The sequence below is a fragment of the Streptomyces solicamelliae genome (genome assembly GCF_045348655.1).
GTDB lineage: Bacteria > Actinomycetota > Actinomycetes > Streptomycetales > Streptomycetaceae > Streptomyces > Streptomyces solicamelliae.
The window spans coordinates 4,857,220-4,873,250 of sequence record NZ_CP160404.1 but is presented as its reverse complement, the minus strand read 5'-3'; the positions used below and the strand labels follow the sequence as shown (position 1 = coordinate 4,873,250).

12 protein-coding genes are annotated in these 16,031 nt (G+C 71.5%); 7 read left to right on the top strand and 5 right to left on the bottom strand.

Annotated features, from left to right (window positions below; translation table 11 throughout):
• Window positions 1-6: 6 nt before the first annotated feature.
• Window positions 7-822 carry an AAA family ATPase gene (locus tag ABZO31_RS22845; RefSeq protein WP_406863127.1) on the bottom strand — a complete coding sequence of 272 codons (816 nt, stop codon included), beginning with the start codon at window positions 820-822 and terminating at the stop codon, window positions 7-9.
• 631 nt (window positions 823-1,453) lie between these two features.
• Here ABZO31_RS22845 and ABZO31_RS22840 point away from each other — a divergent pair.
• Window positions 1,454-2,152, top strand: a complete 699-nt coding sequence (locus ABZO31_RS22840; RefSeq protein WP_406863126.1) for a hypothetical protein — start codon at window positions 1,454-1,456, stop codon at window positions 2,150-2,152.
• A 1,127-nt stretch (window positions 2,153-3,279) separates the two neighbouring features.
• Here the strand turns inward: ABZO31_RS22840 and ABZO31_RS22835 are convergent.
• Window positions 3,280-3,663: a DUF6083 domain-containing protein gene (locus tag ABZO31_RS22835; protein WP_406863125.1), complete on the bottom strand. Its 384-nt coding sequence runs from the start codon at window positions 3,661-3,663 to the stop codon at window positions 3,280-3,282.
• A 323-nt stretch (window positions 3,664-3,986) separates the two neighbouring features.
• Complete coding sequence (locus ABZO31_RS22830; protein ID WP_406863124.1) at window positions 3,987-4,535, bottom strand: hypothetical protein; 549 nt, start codon at window positions 4,533-4,535, stop codon at window positions 3,987-3,989.
• Between the two features lie 140 nt (window positions 4,536-4,675).
• Here ABZO31_RS22830 and ABZO31_RS22825 point away from each other — a divergent pair, with 140 nt between their 5' ends.
• Genes ABZO31_RS22825 through ABZO31_RS22815 form a run of 3 tightly spaced genes read left to right on the top strand, consistent with a single transcriptional unit; the run spans window position 4,676 to window position 9,545 of the window.
• Window positions 4,676-7,720 (top strand): AfsR/SARP family transcriptional regulator, encoded by a 3,045-nt coding sequence (locus ABZO31_RS22825; protein WP_406863123.1) that lies wholly within the window; start codon window positions 4,676-4,678, stop codon window positions 7,718-7,720.
• Window positions 7,721-7,723: 3 nt separating this feature from the next.
• Window positions 7,724-8,671, top strand: coding sequence for an endonuclease/exonuclease/phosphatase family protein (locus tag ABZO31_RS22820; RefSeq protein ID WP_406863122.1), 948 nt, complete (start codon window positions 7,724-7,726; stop codon window positions 8,669-8,671).
• 22 nt (window positions 8,672-8,693) lie between these two features.
• Window positions 8,694-9,545 carry a hypothetical protein gene (locus tag ABZO31_RS22815; protein WP_406863121.1) on the top strand — a complete coding sequence of 284 codons (852 nt, stop codon included), beginning with the start codon at window positions 8,694-8,696 and terminating at the stop codon, window positions 9,543-9,545.
• On the opposite strand, the gene ABZO31_RS22810 is transcribed toward ABZO31_RS22815, so the two are convergent.
• On the bottom strand, window positions 9,490-10,284 hold the full coding sequence (locus ABZO31_RS22810; RefSeq protein WP_406863120.1) for a thioesterase II family protein: 795 nt from the start codon (window positions 10,282-10,284) through the stop codon (window positions 9,490-9,492). The genes ABZO31_RS22815 and ABZO31_RS22810 overlap by 56 nt on opposite strands.
• A 94-nt stretch (window positions 10,285-10,378) precedes the next feature.
• A complete protein-coding gene (locus ABZO31_RS22805; RefSeq protein ID WP_406863119.1) occupies window positions 10,379-11,398 on the bottom strand; it encodes a Ku protein in 1,020 nt (339 codons plus the stop codon).
• 60 nt (window positions 11,399-11,458) lie between these two features.
• Between ABZO31_RS22805 and ligD the strand changes: the two genes are divergently transcribed.
• From ligD to ABZO31_RS22790, 3 genes are all read left to right on the top strand, one after another.
• A complete protein-coding gene (gene ligD / locus ABZO31_RS22800) occupies window positions 11,459-12,343 on the top strand; it encodes a non-homologous end-joining DNA ligase (RefSeq protein WP_406863118.1) in 885 nt (294 codons plus the stop codon).
• Complete coding sequence (locus ABZO31_RS22795) at window positions 12,340-13,284, top strand: ATP-dependent DNA ligase (RefSeq protein WP_406863117.1); 945 nt, start codon at window positions 12,340-12,342, stop codon at window positions 13,282-13,284. The genes ligD and ABZO31_RS22795 overlap by 4 nt, the downstream gene beginning before the upstream one ends.
• A gap of 178 nt (window positions 13,285-13,462) precedes the next feature.
• On the top strand, window positions 13,463-15,895 hold the full coding sequence (locus tag ABZO31_RS22790) for a PBS lyase (protein WP_406863116.1): 2,433 nt from the start codon (window positions 13,463-13,465) through the stop codon (window positions 15,893-15,895).
• Window positions 15,896-16,031 lie beyond the last annotated feature (136 nt).

The following is a 16,031-nucleotide window of genomic DNA, read 5'->3' as shown; positions in this document are numbered from 1 at the left end:
GCGGAATTAAGCCTGAGATTTCCCTGCCTCCTTGTACCTTCTCTTGCGAGCCGCAGCACTATCCACCAGATCGGCGGTAGAAATGCTTTTCGCTCCAGCAAGAACTGACTTCCGCATGGCGTCCAGGCATACTGACTCGACCTCGGCATGACTCATTCCCGCAAGAGCGCGCGAGACTTGCTCCCTGTTCACTTTATAGTTGAATTTACGGAGCTTGAGTTCCAATAGCGCAGCAATCTGCGCTTGCGTAGGGTTCCGATAGGTCAGAACCTCATCGAATCGCCGCCACATGGCGGAGTCTAGCGAGGTGCCGTGATTTGTAGTAGCGATCACGAGATTATCTGATTTGAAATCCTCAAGCTGCTGGAGCAGAACGGTCGAAACCCGTCGCATTTCTCCATGATCCGAGTTTTCGCGCTCGCCAGCGAACATGTCGATTTCATCAAAACTAACTACCCACTGGTCACTCTCGGCATACGACAAGATTCTTTCTAGGTGGCGTGCTGTCTGCCCCAGGTAGGAAGAAATTACCGCCGAAAGCCGCACCTTAACCAGGGGCACTCCAAGGGCATAGGCCAATGCCTCAGCCGTTTTGGTCTTGCCAGTGCCACTTGGGCCAGCGAGCAGCAACTTACTTCGAGGGCGCAACCCATATGCGGCCAGTCGGCTGGCATGGCGATGCTCGTTGAGGATCTCCCTGAGGGCGTCAACAGTGGCTGGAGGCAGCACCAGATCATGAATCGAGACCACGGGTTCACTCACCGTGACCAGCGGTACGTCCTCGTCGCTCACTGGAACTGCTGCCAGGCTGTTGACGGTCACAGGCCTACGCCGCCCACGGGCCGCAGCGGCCCGCTCCAGTCGCCCAGCGAGGTTTCCTGTGGGACGGGGCTCGCTGAAGGCACCCGATCGAACGGCATGGTTGAGGGGCTCCTCCTGCTGTATCCACAGAGTCTCAGCCTGGTCGCTGACAGCCACTTCACTCCTCCCGAAGCCTGGCAAAGATGCCCCTAGAGACACCTGCCCAGCGCTACCATACCCAACACTTGGCCGGCTCTACATGGTTCGGCGTCTGAGATTTGGGACAAATAACTTCGCCCGGGGGAGTTGCCTTGATGACCGAAGGTAGCGTTGCTTACTCGCAGGTAGATTCTTCTGAGTTGTCGACGGCTATCAGAGGGTCCGACTTTAAGAAGACGTCAACCAAAGGAGTTTTGACCCTAAGCGGGCCATGCCCCCGATGCGGCCACGAGTTTTCCTGCAGTCTCCCTTTGAAGCCGGTGCTTGTAACTCCGGGATCTTATGTCACCGGCCAGTCTGCCAACGGCTCCTTGACCGCGAATCCTCAAGAACACACCGTCTATTGCTCATGCACCCACGACCATGAAGGGCGCCCTGAGGGAGAGGTCGGCTGTGGCGCCATGACTCGTTTCCTCATTAGGAAGGCCCAGGCATGAGCGGATCCCGGAAACTAGATCACGATCTCGATCTAAGTGACGTCCCCGTCGAGCAACTTGAGTTTCTGCCATCGCCAAATCCGGCCACTCCAGATGATCTTCGTTGGGCGAAGATGGCCGGAGAAGCGCGTTTCAATGGCCTCCCAGACATCCAGCGCTCAGCAGAGCGCTGGGGGGCCACAATCCTGGTAATCACCGGACTACTCACTACCCTGACCGTTGTACGCGGCGCTTCAGATCTGGCAGCGCTGAGGGATCTATGGCCGCACAAGATCTTGGTCGGATCATTTGCAGGCATCGCACTTCTAGTTGCGATCATCAGCGTTATTCTGGCGGCGATGGCCGCTCAGGGGCAACCTGTTGAAATCGTAGTCAGCGGCCCGCGATTCGAGGAAGCTACCGGAAAAGCAACCAGGACCGCCAGCGGACGGTTGAAATGGAGTCGCTACCTTGCAGTCCTCGTTGTGCCATTCTACCTAGTAGCCCTAGGAATCATGGCGTACGCGCCACAGGCCACCGATCAACCGCCCACAATACTTGTCACTGACGAAGTTGGGGGCACGTACTGTGGGACGTCAGCGAAGAAACAGGGCGGAAATTTGGTGGTCGTAGGTGAGAAGGGCGTGGTCGCCAAGGTACCGCTATCGTCAGTGGTAAACCTCTCCCCTGCAGCTAAATGCCCGGGCAAGAAGTAGTTCGGCGTCTCCACCCTGGCGTCACGCATGCCGCAGTGAGGAATGTCGGCGTGGCTGGTCCGAGCTTCGGTTCGCGGACCACACGTGGACGGCGCACCTCTAGGCCCGAAGTCGCAGCCCTCTGATCAGGTACAACGGTGGCAGCGCACGGGGCCTCCGGAGCCGTGTGCGCAGGTTCGAATCCTGCCGGGGGCACAGAAGCCGGAACAGCGTGATCTTGCCGCTGACCAGCAGATGTGCCAAACACGAAGACCCGGACTCAGTGGGACTGAGTCCGGGTCTTCGTCGTTGTGTGTCACTGATCGCGAGTGAGTGGCGAGGGAGCCCCGCGGGACACCTCCACGGCTTCGGACCGCCCGGCCACCGTCACGCCGAAGCAGCAGCCCCGCGTGGGAAGGCGCCCACTCAGCCGGATCGCCCAACGGGCCAGGGGCCGGTGGTCCCACACCTCTTCGCACGCCGCACGGGACCGCTCTGCCATCTCGGTTCCGGAGCCCTTCGGAGTGAACAACCGGGGGCACCTCTCAATCCAAGCTGCCTATCCGCCGAGGATGAATACCGAATCGGCGCCCGCCTCCCAGGCAAGGAGCAGAGCGATGGCAAGAGAAAATGACCTGACGGACGCCCAAAAGCGCGCGTACAAGGAGAACGCTGCCGCCCTCGGCAAGGCCGAGGAGCACCTCCGGACGACCCAACAGGAGGCCCGTGCGAGGCTGAAGGAAGTGGGCATCGATGATGGCCCCACCTCGTGCATGAGTTGCGGATGTACGGCATACGTGTCGACACCCCACCAACCCGACGCCCCTTGCCCCAGAGAATTCTGCGGGCACGGCAAACTCTCGCATCAAGCGTGATAGAGGAGCCCCGCCGTGGGTCGCGAAGTGGAGAGCCTGATTTTTTATCTGGACCGAGAACGGCGGCGAGCTCGAAGCGCGTGGTCGAAGCGGTCTGCTTCGCTGCATCGTCCGCTTGGACCGGGTGGTACCTGTACTCAGTGAAGCGGACGACCCTGAGTACGGGCACCGCCTGCACGAGATGGCTCGCCTTTTCCCTCCTAAGACTCCGTCACCGGTGGAAACGCTGAGGCCGGGGTCTTCGCGTTTGTACCCGATGTTTCCGCAGGGGCGTCAGCCGGCGTCCGGCCATCGCTCGGGAGGCAGAGGCGGCTCCGGTTTGCTCTGGCGTTCTGTCTGCCGGGCGTTCTCCCTTCGCAGAATGGTCAACCACGGCCACAGGTCCGGCAGAGGCTGTTCCGGGCAACCGAGACGGTGCTCGATACGACACCGCTGGGACTGATCCGGCGGACACACCCCATAGACCGTCACCCGTCCGTCGGACAGCTCGATCCACCGGTACTCCGCCGGCACCGTGTGGGCCAGTGGATTCATGTCGGGCTCCAGCAGCACCCAGTCCTGCTCAAGCGTCGCCACCCGATCTTGCAGCAGTCCGCAGTACGGGCAGCGGGACTTCCCGCTCGGCAGACGACGCGGCCTCTCCTCCAAAACCCCCATACGGTGAGGGTCGCCAGCGCGTCCGTCCAGGCGTAGAGCGAAACCGGACGGAACACCTGAGGCAGGTGTCCATCATTGAGGCGAAACACGACGCGGCAGGTGCAGTCGGCAACCACCGGCCCTCCGCACTCGGCCGAGATGCGACGAAGCCCCCAACCCAGCGGGCTGAGGACCCTTGCGGTTGACGCTCACTCTCGTCCCGTCCGTCGATGCATTTCGCGTATCGCCCCCAGCAGGACCTCCAGACCCATTGCCCGCGCTTTGCGCGGGCACGCGCCGCCTCGGGGCCGGGCTCGCGTAGGGCCTGTCCGGCGTGTGCCCGCTCAGGTGGCGGGGCGTTCGCCGGACGGGTCGGCGACCATGATGCGGATGTGCGGGGGCGCGTACGTGCGGGCCTTGGTGACCATCTTCTGCAGGCTGAACTTCTCGCGCTGCACGGCGATGTGGACCGGCGCCGGCATGGCGGGGTGGTGCGGTGTGCCCGTGCCGGCGGGTACCTGGGCTCCGGGGTGGAGGCGGGCGCCTATCAGGGCCTTGCTCTCGTCGGGGGGTGTCGCCACGACGAACTCCGTGATGTCCGTCCACGGCAGCAGCACCTGTCCGAAGCGGACGCCTGCCGCGTCGAACTGGAAGGCGGTGCGGCGGTTCTCGAACCACGAGACGATGAAGGGCATCGCCAGGACGATCACGACGCCGCCCTTCATGTCGAGCGCCCAGCCGAGCAGGACGGCCAGCGCGACGACGCCGATGAGCGCGCCCCAGAGCCCGGCGAGGTCCTTCGGGGAGAACGGGTGGGTGACCCGGTAGCGCTCCCAGCGTCCGCGGCGGCCGTTCGGCCGGGGGACGGCGGTGCGGTTCCGCTGGTCGGTCATGGTGGGGTTTCCCTTCGTACGGGCATGACGTTTCGGTCGCACCCGAGAACCTGGACGGCACGGGGCCGGGCGCGACTGACACACTGAACCGCGATGCTCTGCAAGGGCGATGAAATCTCGATGATGCGGGGGCATGGGGAATGGCCGGTGAGGCGCGGGGGCTTCACATCGACCTGCTCGGGCCGGCACGGGGCCGCCGCGACACCGAGCCCCTCGACCTCGGCCCCGTACGGCGCCAGGCGCTGCTCGCCGCGCTCCTGCTGCGGGCGGGGACCGTGGTCTCGCACGAGCAGCTGCTGCGTGATGTCTGGGGGGACCAGCCTCCGGGGACGGGGCGCCGGGTGCTGCCGAGTTACGTGTACGCCTTGCGCAAGGCCCTCGACGCGGACGGCACCCGACCCGCCGCGTCCGTGATCCGGGGCGAGCGTTCCGGGTACCGCTTCCTCGACGGCACGGCGTGGACGGACGTCGGTGAGTTGGCCGGGCTCGCCGCCGAGGCCCGGCGCCTGCCGGCCGACGGAGACCTCGCCCGGCTTCCGGACGTCTGCGACCGGGGCCTGGCCCTGTTCCGCGGTGAGCCGCTGTCCGGCCTGCCCGGACCGCTCGCCGCCGCCGAGCGGCACCGACTGGCCCAGCAGCGGCGCACGTTGCACCGGCAGCGGACGGAGGCCCTGATCGGCCTGGGCCGGTACACCGACGCCCTCGACGGCCTCGCGACAGCCGGGGCTCAGCCCGACGACGAGGCGTTCGCCGCACTGCACATGCGGGCGCTGTACGCCAGCGGGCGCCAGGCCGAGGCGCTCGCCGTCTTCCAGCGGACCCGGGCCCGTCTCGTCGACGAGCTGGGCGTGGAGCCGGGGGAGGAACTGCAGCGCGTGCACCGGGGCGTGCTGCGCCAGGACACCGCGCTGCTGCTCGGCGCGGCGCCGTCCCGTACGAGCCCGTCCCCTGCGAGTACGAGTACGAGCCTGTCCCCTGCGAGTACGAGTACGAGCCTGTCCCCTGCGAGTACGAGTACGAGCCCTTCCCGTACGAGCCCCCGTACCGGCCCTCGTGCGGTGGCCGATAGCGCGCCCGCGGACCCGCCCGCCGCCGACGCCCCCCGCCCGCGCATCGACCTGCCCGGCGACACCACCCGCCTCGTCGGCCGCGAGCGGGAACTCGCCGTGCTCACCTCCCACGTCCCCGCGGACGCCGTGTCGGTCGTGACCGTGGACGGCACGGCGGGCGTCGGCAAGAGCGCGCTGGTGGTGCGCGCGGCCTGGCAGCTCCACGAGCGGTACCCGGACGGCTGCCTGTTCATCGACCTGCACGCGCACGCGGCCGCCCACGGGGCCGTCGGCCCGCGGCGGGCCCTCTACCGGCTGCTGCGCGCGCTCACCGGATCCGACGACGACCTGCCGGACGAGCTGGACGAGCTGGTCGCCGCCTGGCGCGCGGCCACCAGCGCGCTGCGGCTGCTCGTGGTCGTGGACGACGCCCCCGGCACGGCGGAGGTCCGCCCCCTGCTGCCCGCGGGTCCGGGCAGCACCCTCATGGTGGCGAGCCGCCGCCATCTGGCCGGCCTCGACGCCGACGTACGGCTCACGGTGGAGCCCCTCGGGCCGGACTCCGCGGTCGGCCTGCTGCGGCAGCTCCTCGGCCCGGAGCGCGCGGACCGCGAGCCCGAGGCCGCCCGGGAACTCGCCCGGCGCTGCGGCGGACTGCCGCTGGCGCTGCGGATCGCCGGGGCCCGGCTGCAGCACCGCGCATCCTGGACGACGGCCCACCTGGTGGGCCGGATGTCGCACGACGAGAGCAGTCTGCGTGAACTGAGCGCCGGGGACCGCAGCGTGGAGGCCGCCTTCCGGCAGTCGTACGACCAGCTCACCGCCGACCTGCAGCGCTGCTTCCGGGCGACGGGGCTGTCCCCGACGGCAGAGTTCGACGGACTGACCCCGGCCGCGATGCTCGGCTGCTCCCGCGGCCACGCCGAGCATCTCCTGGAGCAGCTGGTCGACGCGAGCCTGCTCCGGCAGCCGGAGCCCGGCCGCTACCGGCTGCACGATCTCGTCCGGGTCCACGCCGGCCAACTCGCGGCGGCGGCGCCCGAACAGGCCGCCGCGGACCGCGCCGCCGTCCTCGAGCTGTACACGGCCGCGGGCCGGATCTCCGCCGAGTGGGGCCCGGACGGTTTCCCGACCGGCCCGGACGTCGACGCCGCCGCGTCGCCCTTCGCCGACTGGAAGGACGCGGAGGCGTGGCTGAACGCCGCGGGCGCGGGCCTGGTCGACGTCGTGGCGTACGCGGCCGCCGCCGGGATGCACGACCACGCCTGCTGGATCGCCGAGGGCCTGTCCGACCACCTGCTCCGGCAGGGCCGCCACCACGAGTGCCGGACGGCCCTGGAGCTGGCGCTCGGCTGCGCGGACACGGCCACGGACGGCCGGATGGCGCCCTCGCTGCGCAACTATCTGGGCATGGCCGCCGTGCATCAGGGGCGGTTCGAGCAGGCGCGCGCCTGGTTCACCGACGCGCTGCGGCTCGCGAGCGGTCAGGGCGACCCGCGGGACCGGGCCCGGGCGATCGCCGGCCTCGGTGTCGCGGGGTGGCCCCTGGGCCGCGTCGACGAGGCCGTCGGCCGGCTGCACGAGGCGACGCGGCTGGCGGCCCGGCTCGGCGACGACTGGCTGGCCATGGTGTCGGCCAGCAACATGGGCGCCCTCCACGGCCTGCAGGACCGGCACGAGCAGGCGCTGGAGCACTACGCCGACGCGCTCGTGTACGCGGAGAAGACCGGCCGGCCGGGCGTCATCGGCAAGGCCCTGTGCTTCGCGGCCGACGCCCAGGTGGCCCTCGGCCGCCACACGGAGGCGACGGACCTGCTGCGCCGGGCGGCCGAACTGGCCCGGGAGGCCGGGGACGTCGCCCTGCTCATGCTGACCCTGTCCTCGCACGCCCTCGCGGAGGAGGGCCGGGGCGACACGCCCCGGGCCGTCGCCCTCCACCAGGAGGCCGTCCGCCTCCTCACCGGCCACACGAGCACCTGGCTCCAGATGCTGATCCGCACCCGCCTCGGCACGGCCTACACCACGGCGGGCCGCCACACCGAGGCCCGGGAACAGTTCCGCACCGCCCTCGCCCTGCCCGGCGCGGAGGACCATCCGCGCGAGCATGCGACGGCGCTGCAGGGGCTGAGGGACTAGGAGTTGCCGGTGCGGCGCAGGACAGGAGTGGTGTGCGGGGCGGGCGTCGTGGCGGCCGGCCTCCTTGCCGGTCACGGGCTCGTGCCCCAGACGGCGGTGCGGGCGGGGAGCCTGCTGGAGACGTTCCTGCCGTGGGTGGGCCTGGCGGTTCCGGTACTCCTGGTCGTCGCCGCAATCGTCCGCTCGTGGACCGCCCTCGCCGCAGCGCTCGTGCCGGCGGTGGTGTGGGCGGTGCTGTTCGGGCCGCTGCTGCTGCCGGCGGCGGACGCGCGGGGCGCCGGTCTGGTCGTCGCGCAGCACAACGTGAGCGACGAGAACGCGGACCCCGCCGGGACGGCACGGGCGCTGCGGGACGCCGGTCCGGATCTCGTCGCGCTGGAGGAGCTGACACCCGCGGCGCTGCCGGTCTACGAGGCGACGCTGGCGGACACGTACCCGCACCACGCCGTGGACGGCTCCGTCGGCCTGTGGTCCCGCCACCCCCTCCGGGACGTACGGCCGGTGGACCTCCGCCCCGCGGGACTCTCCGACCCGGGCTGGCGGCGCGGGCTGCGGGCGACGGCGGCCACGCCGCACGGCGACGTCGCGGTGTACGTGGCCCACCTGCCGTCCGTACGGATCGGGGCGAGCGGCCTCCGCTCCGCGTGGCGCGACGAGAGCGCCCGCAGGCTCGGCCGGGTCCTCGCGGCGGAACCCCTGGAGCGCGTCGTCCTCGCCGGCGACCTCAACAGCACCCTGGACGACCGTGCCCTCTCCCCCGTCACCGACCGCCTCACCGGCCCCCGCACCGGCCTCGCCTTCAGCTGGCCGGCGTCCCTGCCCCTGGCCCGCATCGACCAGATCCTGTCCCGCGGCGGCACGATCACCGGCGTCCGCACGCTGCCGGCCACGGGCAGCGACCATCTGCCGGTTGTCGCCCGCGTCGCGTTCCGGCAGGTGCGTTCTGCTTGACGGTCCTGACAAGATGCCCCGCATGAGCGAAAACGGCGGTGGGTCCCGGGGATCGATTCTGTACGTCACCGACCTGGGGTACGAGGCGCGCGGGCGGCGGTACTGCGACGAGGACATCTGGCTGAGCGGGCGGTTGCGGGAGGGGTTCGACGTCGCGTTGTGCCATCCGCGGGACGCCGCCGCGCTCATGGGGCGGTTCGACGCGGTCGTGGTGCGGAACAGCGGGCCGGTGATCCACTACCGGGAGGTGTACGAGGGGTTCCGGGAGGCGGTGCGCTCCGCCGGGGTGCGGCTGTTCAATCCGTTGACCGGGAAGGGGGACATGAGCGGGAAGGAGTACCTGTTCTCGCTCTTCCGGGAGGGGTATCCCGTCATCCCCAGCGTGGGGCGGCGCGAGGACTTCGGTCTGCTGCCGGATGCCGACGAATACGTCGTGAAGCCGGTGCTCGGGGCCGACTCGCTCGGGCTGCGGTTCGTGGGGCGGGAGGAGCTGGCGGGCGTGGACCCCGCCGGGATGCTCGTGCAGCCGCGGATTCCGTTCACGTACGAGGTGTCGTTCTACTTCGTCGGGCGGAGCTTCCAGTACGCCCTGTACGCGCCGCACCCCGAGGCGCGGTGGGTGCTCGAGCCGTACGAGCCGACCGCCGCGGACCTGGAGTTCGCGCAGCGGTTCGTGGACTGGAACGACCTGCCGTACGGCATCCAGCGCGTCGACGCCTGCCGGGCTCCGGACGGCGAGCTGCTGCTGGTGGAGCTGGAGGACCTCAATCCGTATCTGTCCCTCGACCTGGTGGGCGAGCGGGAGCGGGAGGGGTTCGTCACAGCCATGGCCGCGTCGTTGCGGGAGGTGGTGGGGTCGCCGGCCGTACGGTGAGCGCCGCCGTCAGCGCCTTGCCGACCTCCGTGGCGTACTCCCCCGGGTTCTCGTGCGGGAGGAAGTGGCCGCCGTCCAGCGACACCGGGGTGAAGCGGGCCGTCGTCTCCTCGCGCCAGGCCGCCGCGTCCCGCTCCGTCACGTGGGGGTCCTTGGTGCCGGTGAGGGCGGTGACGGGGCAGGCCAGGCGCGGGGTGGGGCGGTGCGTGTAGGTCCGTACGGCGTCGAAGTCCGCCCTGAGGGACGGGAGGGCGTCCCTCAGGACGTCCGGGTGGTCCAGGGCGCTCGTGCCGGGGCCGTCCAGGCGGCGGACCAGGGCCAGGATCGCGTCGTCGTCCAGTGGCTCGTGGCGGGGCAGACGCGGGACCGAGGGGGCCCGGCAACCCGAGACGACCAGGGCCGCGGGCGCCCGACGGCGGGCCGCCTCGTAGGCGACCAGAGCGCCCATGCTGTGGCCGAGCAGCACCACCGGGAGGTCGTCGGACGCGTGGGCCGCGAGCTCCCGCACCACCGCCTCCGCCAGTGCCTCGATCGTCGTCAGCGGGGGTTCCCCGCAGCGGTCCTGGCGGCCTGGGTACTGGACCGAGACCACCTCCACGTCCGCGGCGGCCTCCGGCGGGAGGTCCCTCGTCATGAGGCGGAACGCGGCCGCCGAGCCACCCGCGTAGGGGAGGCAGACGAGGCGGGCCGCGGGGGTCTCGGGGGCGTGGAAGACGCGTAACCAGTCCGTGCTCACCACTCGGTGCCTCTCCTCGCTCGCGCTCGGGCGTGATCGCCTTGACCGGCGTGCCCGGACCGCCTTGACCGGCGTGCCCGGACCTCAAGCCTTCTCCTCATGCGCTTCGTTTGCGCGGGGTCGCCTTCTTGGCCGTTTTCTTCGCCGTCGTCTTCTTCGCCGTCGTCGTCTTCTTCGCCGCGGTCTTCTTCGTCGACGTCGACTTCTTCGGTTCGGCCGCCTTCTTCGCCCGGGCCGTCGCCGTGGACTTCTTCCCGCCCGTCTCCTTCGGCGTGCTCCGCGCCGGCGCCGCCCGCTTGCGGGCCGACAGGTCCGTGACCGACGCCGCCTCCTCGCCGCGGGCCTCCTTCGCCGCTCGGACGCTGCTCTCCAGGGCCGCCATCAGGTCGATGACCCGGCCGCCGCCCTCCTCCGCCGGCGCGGACGGTGCCACCGCCGCGCCGCCCTCCGCCTTGGCGGCGATCATCTCCTCGACCGCCTCCCGGTAGTCGTCGTGCAGCGAGGTGATGTCGACCTCGCCCAGCGTCGCCATCAGCGCGTCCGCCAGGTCGAGCTCGGCGTCCCGCACCGTCACCGGGGTCTCCGGGGCGACGCCCTCCGGTTCGCGGATCTCGTCCGGCCAGAGCAGGCCGTGCATGGCGATCACGTCGCCGACCACCCGCAGCATCCCCAGCCGCTCCCGCCCCCGCAGCGCGTACTTCGCCACCGCGACCTTCTCGCTGCGCTTCAGCGCCTCGCGCAGCAGCGTGTACGGCTTCGCGGCCGGCACCCCGTTGGCGGAGAGGTAGTACGCCGCGTCCATCTGCATCGGGTCGATCTCGCCGGCCGGCACGAACGCCACGATCTCGATCGTCTTCGCGGTCGGCAGCGGCAGCGCGGCCAGATCCTCGTCCGTGATCGGGATCATGGAGCCGTCGGCGTCCTCGTACGCCTTGCCGATGTCCGCCGCCGTGAGCTCCTCGCCGTCGAGCTCGCAGACCTTGCGGTAGCGGATCCGGCCACCGTCCTCCGTGTGGATCTGCCGGAACGACACGGACCTGCTCTCGGTGGCGTTCACGAGCTTGATCGGGATGCTGACCAGCCCGAACGAGATGGCACCGTTCCAAATGGATCGCACGTTCATCCCTTTCGACGGCATAAGCGGGGGTCACTGCCGGTTTCGTGGGATTCTCATCGTATGTCGCCTCTCACCGAGGTGGAGGGGCGTCGACTGGCCCTGAGCAATCTGGACAAGGTCCTCCACCCCGCCACCGGCACCACCAAGGGCGAGCTGCTGCACTACTACGCGACCACGGCCGCCGCGATGCTCCCCCATCTGCGGGACCGGCCGGTCTCCTTCCTGCGCTACCCCGACGGTCCCGAGGGCCAGCAGTTCTTCACCAAGAACCCGCCGCCCGGCACGCCCGCATGGGTGACGACCGCGCCTGTGCCCCGCTCCGAGGACCCCCGGGCCCGGCAGCCGGTGATCCAGGACCTGCCGTCGCTCGTCTGGGCGGCGAACCTCGTCGTGGAGTTCCACACCCACCAGTGGCGGATGGAGACCCCGGCCGTCGCCGACCGGCTCGTGTTCGACCTCGACCCCGGGCCGCCCGCCACCGTCGTGCAGTGCTGCGCCGTCGCGCTGCGGCTGCGGGAGCGGCTGGCGGCGGACGGCCTGGAGGCGTACGCCAAGACCTCCGGCGCGAAGGGGCTGCACCTGTTGGTACCGATCGTCCCGACGCCGTCGGAGCAGGTCTCGGCGTACGCGCGCCGGCTCGCCGTCGAGGCGGAGGCGGAGGCTCCGGCGCAGGTCGTGCACCGGATGGCGAAGGCGCTGCGGCCCGGCAAGGTCTTCGTCGACCACAGCCAGAACGCCGCCGCGAAGACCACGGCCGCGCCGTACACGCTGCGCGCCCGGACGCTGCCGACCGTCTCCGCGCCGGTCACCTGGGACGAGGTGGCGGAGTGCCGGGATCCGGAGGCGCTGGTGTTCCTGATGGACGACATCGCGCCACGTCTGGAGCGGTACGGGGAGCTGCTCGCGCCGCTGAACGAGGCGGGGCGGGGCGGGAGGCTGCCATGAGCCCGGAGGACGCCGGCGACCCGGCGACCGTCCCCGCCGGTCTCACCCCGCCCGTCCGCGTCGCGCTGGCCCGGCCCGTGGACCGGATGCCGCGCGGCTCCGGGCTCGCGTACGAGCCGAAGTTCGACGGGCACCGGATGGTGATCCTGCGGTACGCGGGCGAGAAGGTGCTGCTCCAGGCCCGTTCCGGGCGGATCGTCACCGCCGCGTTCCCCGACCTGGCGGAGGCGGCGCGGCGGCTGCCGCCCGGGACGGTGCTCGACGGCGAGGTCGTGGTCTGGCACGAGGGCCGGACCGATTTCGCCGCCGTACAGACGCGCGCGATGGCGACGCCCGCCCGGGCCCCCGCCCTCGCGCGCCGGCTGCCCGCCTCGTACGCCGCCTTCGACCTGCTCGCGGAGGGCGGCACCGACCTGCGCGGGAAGCGGTACGCGGTACGGCGCGAGCGGCTCGTCGCGGTGCTCGGGCCCCTCGGGCCGCCGCTCCAGCCGGTGCCGATGACGACCGACCCGGAGGAGGCGGCGACCTGGTACGAGACCCTGCCCGCGTCCGGGGTCGAGGGGCTGGTCGTGAAACGGCTCGACCACACGTACCGGGGCGGGGTCCGGCACTGGGAGAAGCTGCGGCACACCGACACCCGGGACGCGGTCGTCGTCGGCTACACCGGGCCGCCGCAGCGGCCGTCCGCGCTGGTCGTGGTGGTACCGGACGACGACACGCCCCTCCTGTCCCAACCGCTCGCGCCGGCGCTGCGGATCACGGCGGGGAAGGCGATCGGCGAGGTGCCCCGGGAGGGGGCGGAGGAGGGGACGGTCACCGGGGCGGGCGTCGGCGAGGTGCCGTACACGCGCCTGGCGCCGGAGCTGACCGCGGAGGTGTCCTGGGGAACCACCCGGCTGCACCACCTCGTCACCGTCCTGCGGCTGCGCGCCGCCGAGTGACGCGAGGCCGGCCGGGCGGGCCGGGCCCCCTCGCACGCCCCTCGCGCGCTCCCCGTGTGGCGCAAAGCGAGCGGCCCGCGGGGCCGCGGGGAACCACGGCCTGTCGTCGGGTCCTCCTCGCGGTTCGGGTGGTGCACACTTGCCCCCTAGCACAGCGCGCTCATGGGGAGGTGGGGGCATGTTGGCCGGGATCGATGAGGTCGACTGGGCCTCGTTGGGACATGCGTACGGCCCTGCCGACGACGTGCCGGCGCTGCTGCGCGGACTGGCCTCGCCCGACCCCGAGGTGCGGGAGTCCGCGCTCGACGGCCTCTACGGAGCGGTGCACCACCAGGGCGACGTGTACGACTCCACGCTCGCCTGCATCCCCTTTCTGCTCGAACTGGTCGCGGACCCGGCGGTCCAGGACCGCGGCGGCATCGTCGAGTTACTCACCAGCATCGGCGGGATCGACCTCGACGGTGACGACGAACTGGACGAACTCGGCCTGGACGCCGAGGAGTTCGAGGACGCGGCGAACTACGCGATGGCGGCGGCGGGGGTCGCCGCCGGTGCGGAGGTGTTCTTCGGCCTGGTCTTCGACGCCGACCCGGAGGTGCGGCTCGCCGCGCCGTGCGCCCTCGCGTCGCTGCACCCGGAGCCGGCCCGGGTGCTGACGCTGCTGCGGGAACGGCTCACCGTGGAGACGGACACGCAGGTGCGGCTCGCGCTGGTGGAGGCGGTCGGGCGGATCGCGCTGCGGCACGAGTCGCTGCACGAGGAGACGGTGGACTGGCTGGCCCTGGTGGCGCAGGCGGCCCGCGCGCCCGGTCTGCGGCTCGCGGCGCTCGCGCAGCTCGCCCGCTGCGCGCCGGACCGGCTGCCGCCGGACGTGGTGGTGACGGTGACCGGGCTCCTGGAGGAGGTCCGGCAGGAGGGCCGCGCCGAGGCGGCACGGGCGACGCGAAGCGATGGGGGTCCCCCCGGACGAAGTCTGGCGGAGGACCGGGCGCCGTTCGCGGCGTACGGGGAGGTGCCGGAGGCTTACGCGGGGTACGACGGACGACCCGACGCGTACGACGGTTTCGGCGCCGAGCGCGACGATCCGGGCGAGCCGGCCGGACGAGCGGACGTGCGGATCGACTTCGGCGTGGGCATCGGCATGGACGTGGACGTGAACGTGGGCCCGGACGTCGACGCCGACCTCGACGCGGGCTTCGAGGCCGACCTCGACGCGGACACGGGCGTCGACATGGACGTCGACATGGAGAGGGACGTGGATGTCGTCGGGCACCCCACCCTCCTCGGCTATCTGCGCGCCCTCGACGGCGAGCGGCGCGACGGCCACATCACCCCCTGGACCGACGAGCTGCTCCGCACCCTGCACGCCGCCCTGGACGACCGGGTCGACGACCGCATCGCCCTGGTCGTGGCCCAGTTGCGCAGCCCCGACTGGGGGCAGCGGGCCGACGCGATCTGGATGTGCGGCGGGCTGATACGGGTGTGGCGCGGGCGGTACGAAGAGGTGGTCCGGCTGGTCGGCGAGCAGTTGGCGGACCCGGAGCCGCGGGTGCGGGAGGCCGCGGCGCAGTGGCTGGAGGAGCTGTTCGAGCTGGCCTGTCCGGCGGGCGACGCGCTGGCGGCGCGGGTCGCGGAGGAGGACCGGCCGTGGGTGCGGGAACGCCTCGGCGGGCGGATCGGGCTGGGCAGCGCGCTGCTCGCGCTGGCCCGGTCGGGCGATGCGCGGGCCGTACCGGCCATCGCCCGGGCGCTGGAGCAGCCGGACGTGCGCGACCAACTCCTCTACACCGTGCCGCTGCTCGGCCCGGCCGCCGCGCCGCTCGCGCCCGCGCTGCGCCGCCGGCTGGGCGAGGTGGAGCTGGACGACGCGGTGTACGACCACGCGGCACCGCTGCTGTACGCGCTGACCGCGCTGCGGGCCGGGCAGGCGGCTCCGGAGGTGCTGCGGGTGCTGCGGGGCGCGCCGGCGTACCGGCGGGACTGGGTGCAGGAGTCGGCGCTGCGGGCCCTTGCGGCGTTCGGTCCTGCGGCGCAGGAGGCCGTACCGGACCTGCGGCGGCTCCTCGAGAGCGGTACGGCTCCGGTGGCGACGGAGGCGGCGCGGGCGCTGTGGTCGGTGACGGGCGAGGCGGCGGCGGTGCTGCCGGTGCTCGAAGGGTGGCTGGCGCCGGAGCGCGACGGCGCGGACCGGCGGGCGGCTGCCGCGGCGCTCGGGGCGATCGGCCCGGCGGCGGGCGGGGCCGCGGCCGCGCTGCGCAGGTGCCTGACGGCGCGTGACCTGTGGCTGCGGGTGGACGGGGCGGCGGCGCTGTGGCGGGTCGCGGGCGATGCGCAGGCCGCACTGCCGGTGCTGCTCACGGCGTGGGAGCAGAACCGTCACACCCGGGTGACGGTGGCCGAATGCCTCGCGGAGATGGGCCCGGCGGCGATCGCGGCGGCGCCGCTGATCCGCGCGGAGCTGGCGCGCCGGCGCCGCCACAACGTGGTGGCGGGCGGCACGGGCAGCCACGACGTCCACGAGGACGAGCGGCTCCTCACCTTCTGCCGGGCCGCCCTCGCCCGGATGGAGCGGGCGGAGGGCACGGCGGGGCGGGGCGCAGGGGGCGCCTGAGCTGAGCGGCCCGGGAGCCCTCCACGTATGGTCGGTCGGAGAACCCGCCCCCGAGGAGTCACTTGCCACCGCCCTTCCGCGCGTCCGTCCGCGTCCCTGGCCTGCTGCCGTTGTTCCTGGTGGCGGGCCTTTCGGT

What these genes read in the sequence shown, in the direction of transcription:
- ABZO31_RS22795 (WP_406863117.1), top strand. Translation starts at nt 12,340, where the DNA reads ATGAGCCCGGAGGACGCCGGCGACCCGGCGACCGTCCCCGCCGGTCTC.
- ABZO31_RS22840 (WP_406863126.1), top strand. Translation starts at nt 1,454, where the DNA reads ATGAGCGGATCCCGGAAACTAGATCACGATCTCGATCTAAGTGACGTC.
- ABZO31_RS22790 (WP_406863116.1), top strand. Translation starts at nt 13,463, where the DNA reads ATGTTGGCCGGGATCGATGAGGTCGACTGGGCCTCGTTGGGACATGCG.
- ligD (WP_406863118.1), top strand. Translation starts at nt 11,459, where the DNA reads ATGTCGCCTCTCACCGAGGTGGAGGGGCGTCGACTGGCCCTGAGCAAT.
- ABZO31_RS22825 (WP_406863123.1), top strand. Translation starts at nt 4,676, where the DNA reads ATGGCCGGTGAGGCGCGGGGGCTTCACATCGACCTGCTCGGGCCGGCA.
- ABZO31_RS22830 (WP_406863124.1), bottom strand. Translation starts at nt 4,535, where the DNA reads ATGACCGACCAGCGGAACCGCACCGCCGTCCCCCGGCCGAACGGCCGC.
- ABZO31_RS22815 (WP_406863121.1), top strand. Translation starts at nt 8,694, where the DNA reads ATGAGCGAAAACGGCGGTGGGTCCCGGGGATCGATTCTGTACGTCACC.
- ABZO31_RS22835 (WP_406863125.1), bottom strand. Translation starts at nt 3,663, where the DNA reads ATGGGGGTTTTGGAGGAGAGGCCGCGTCGTCTGCCGAGCGGGAAGTCC.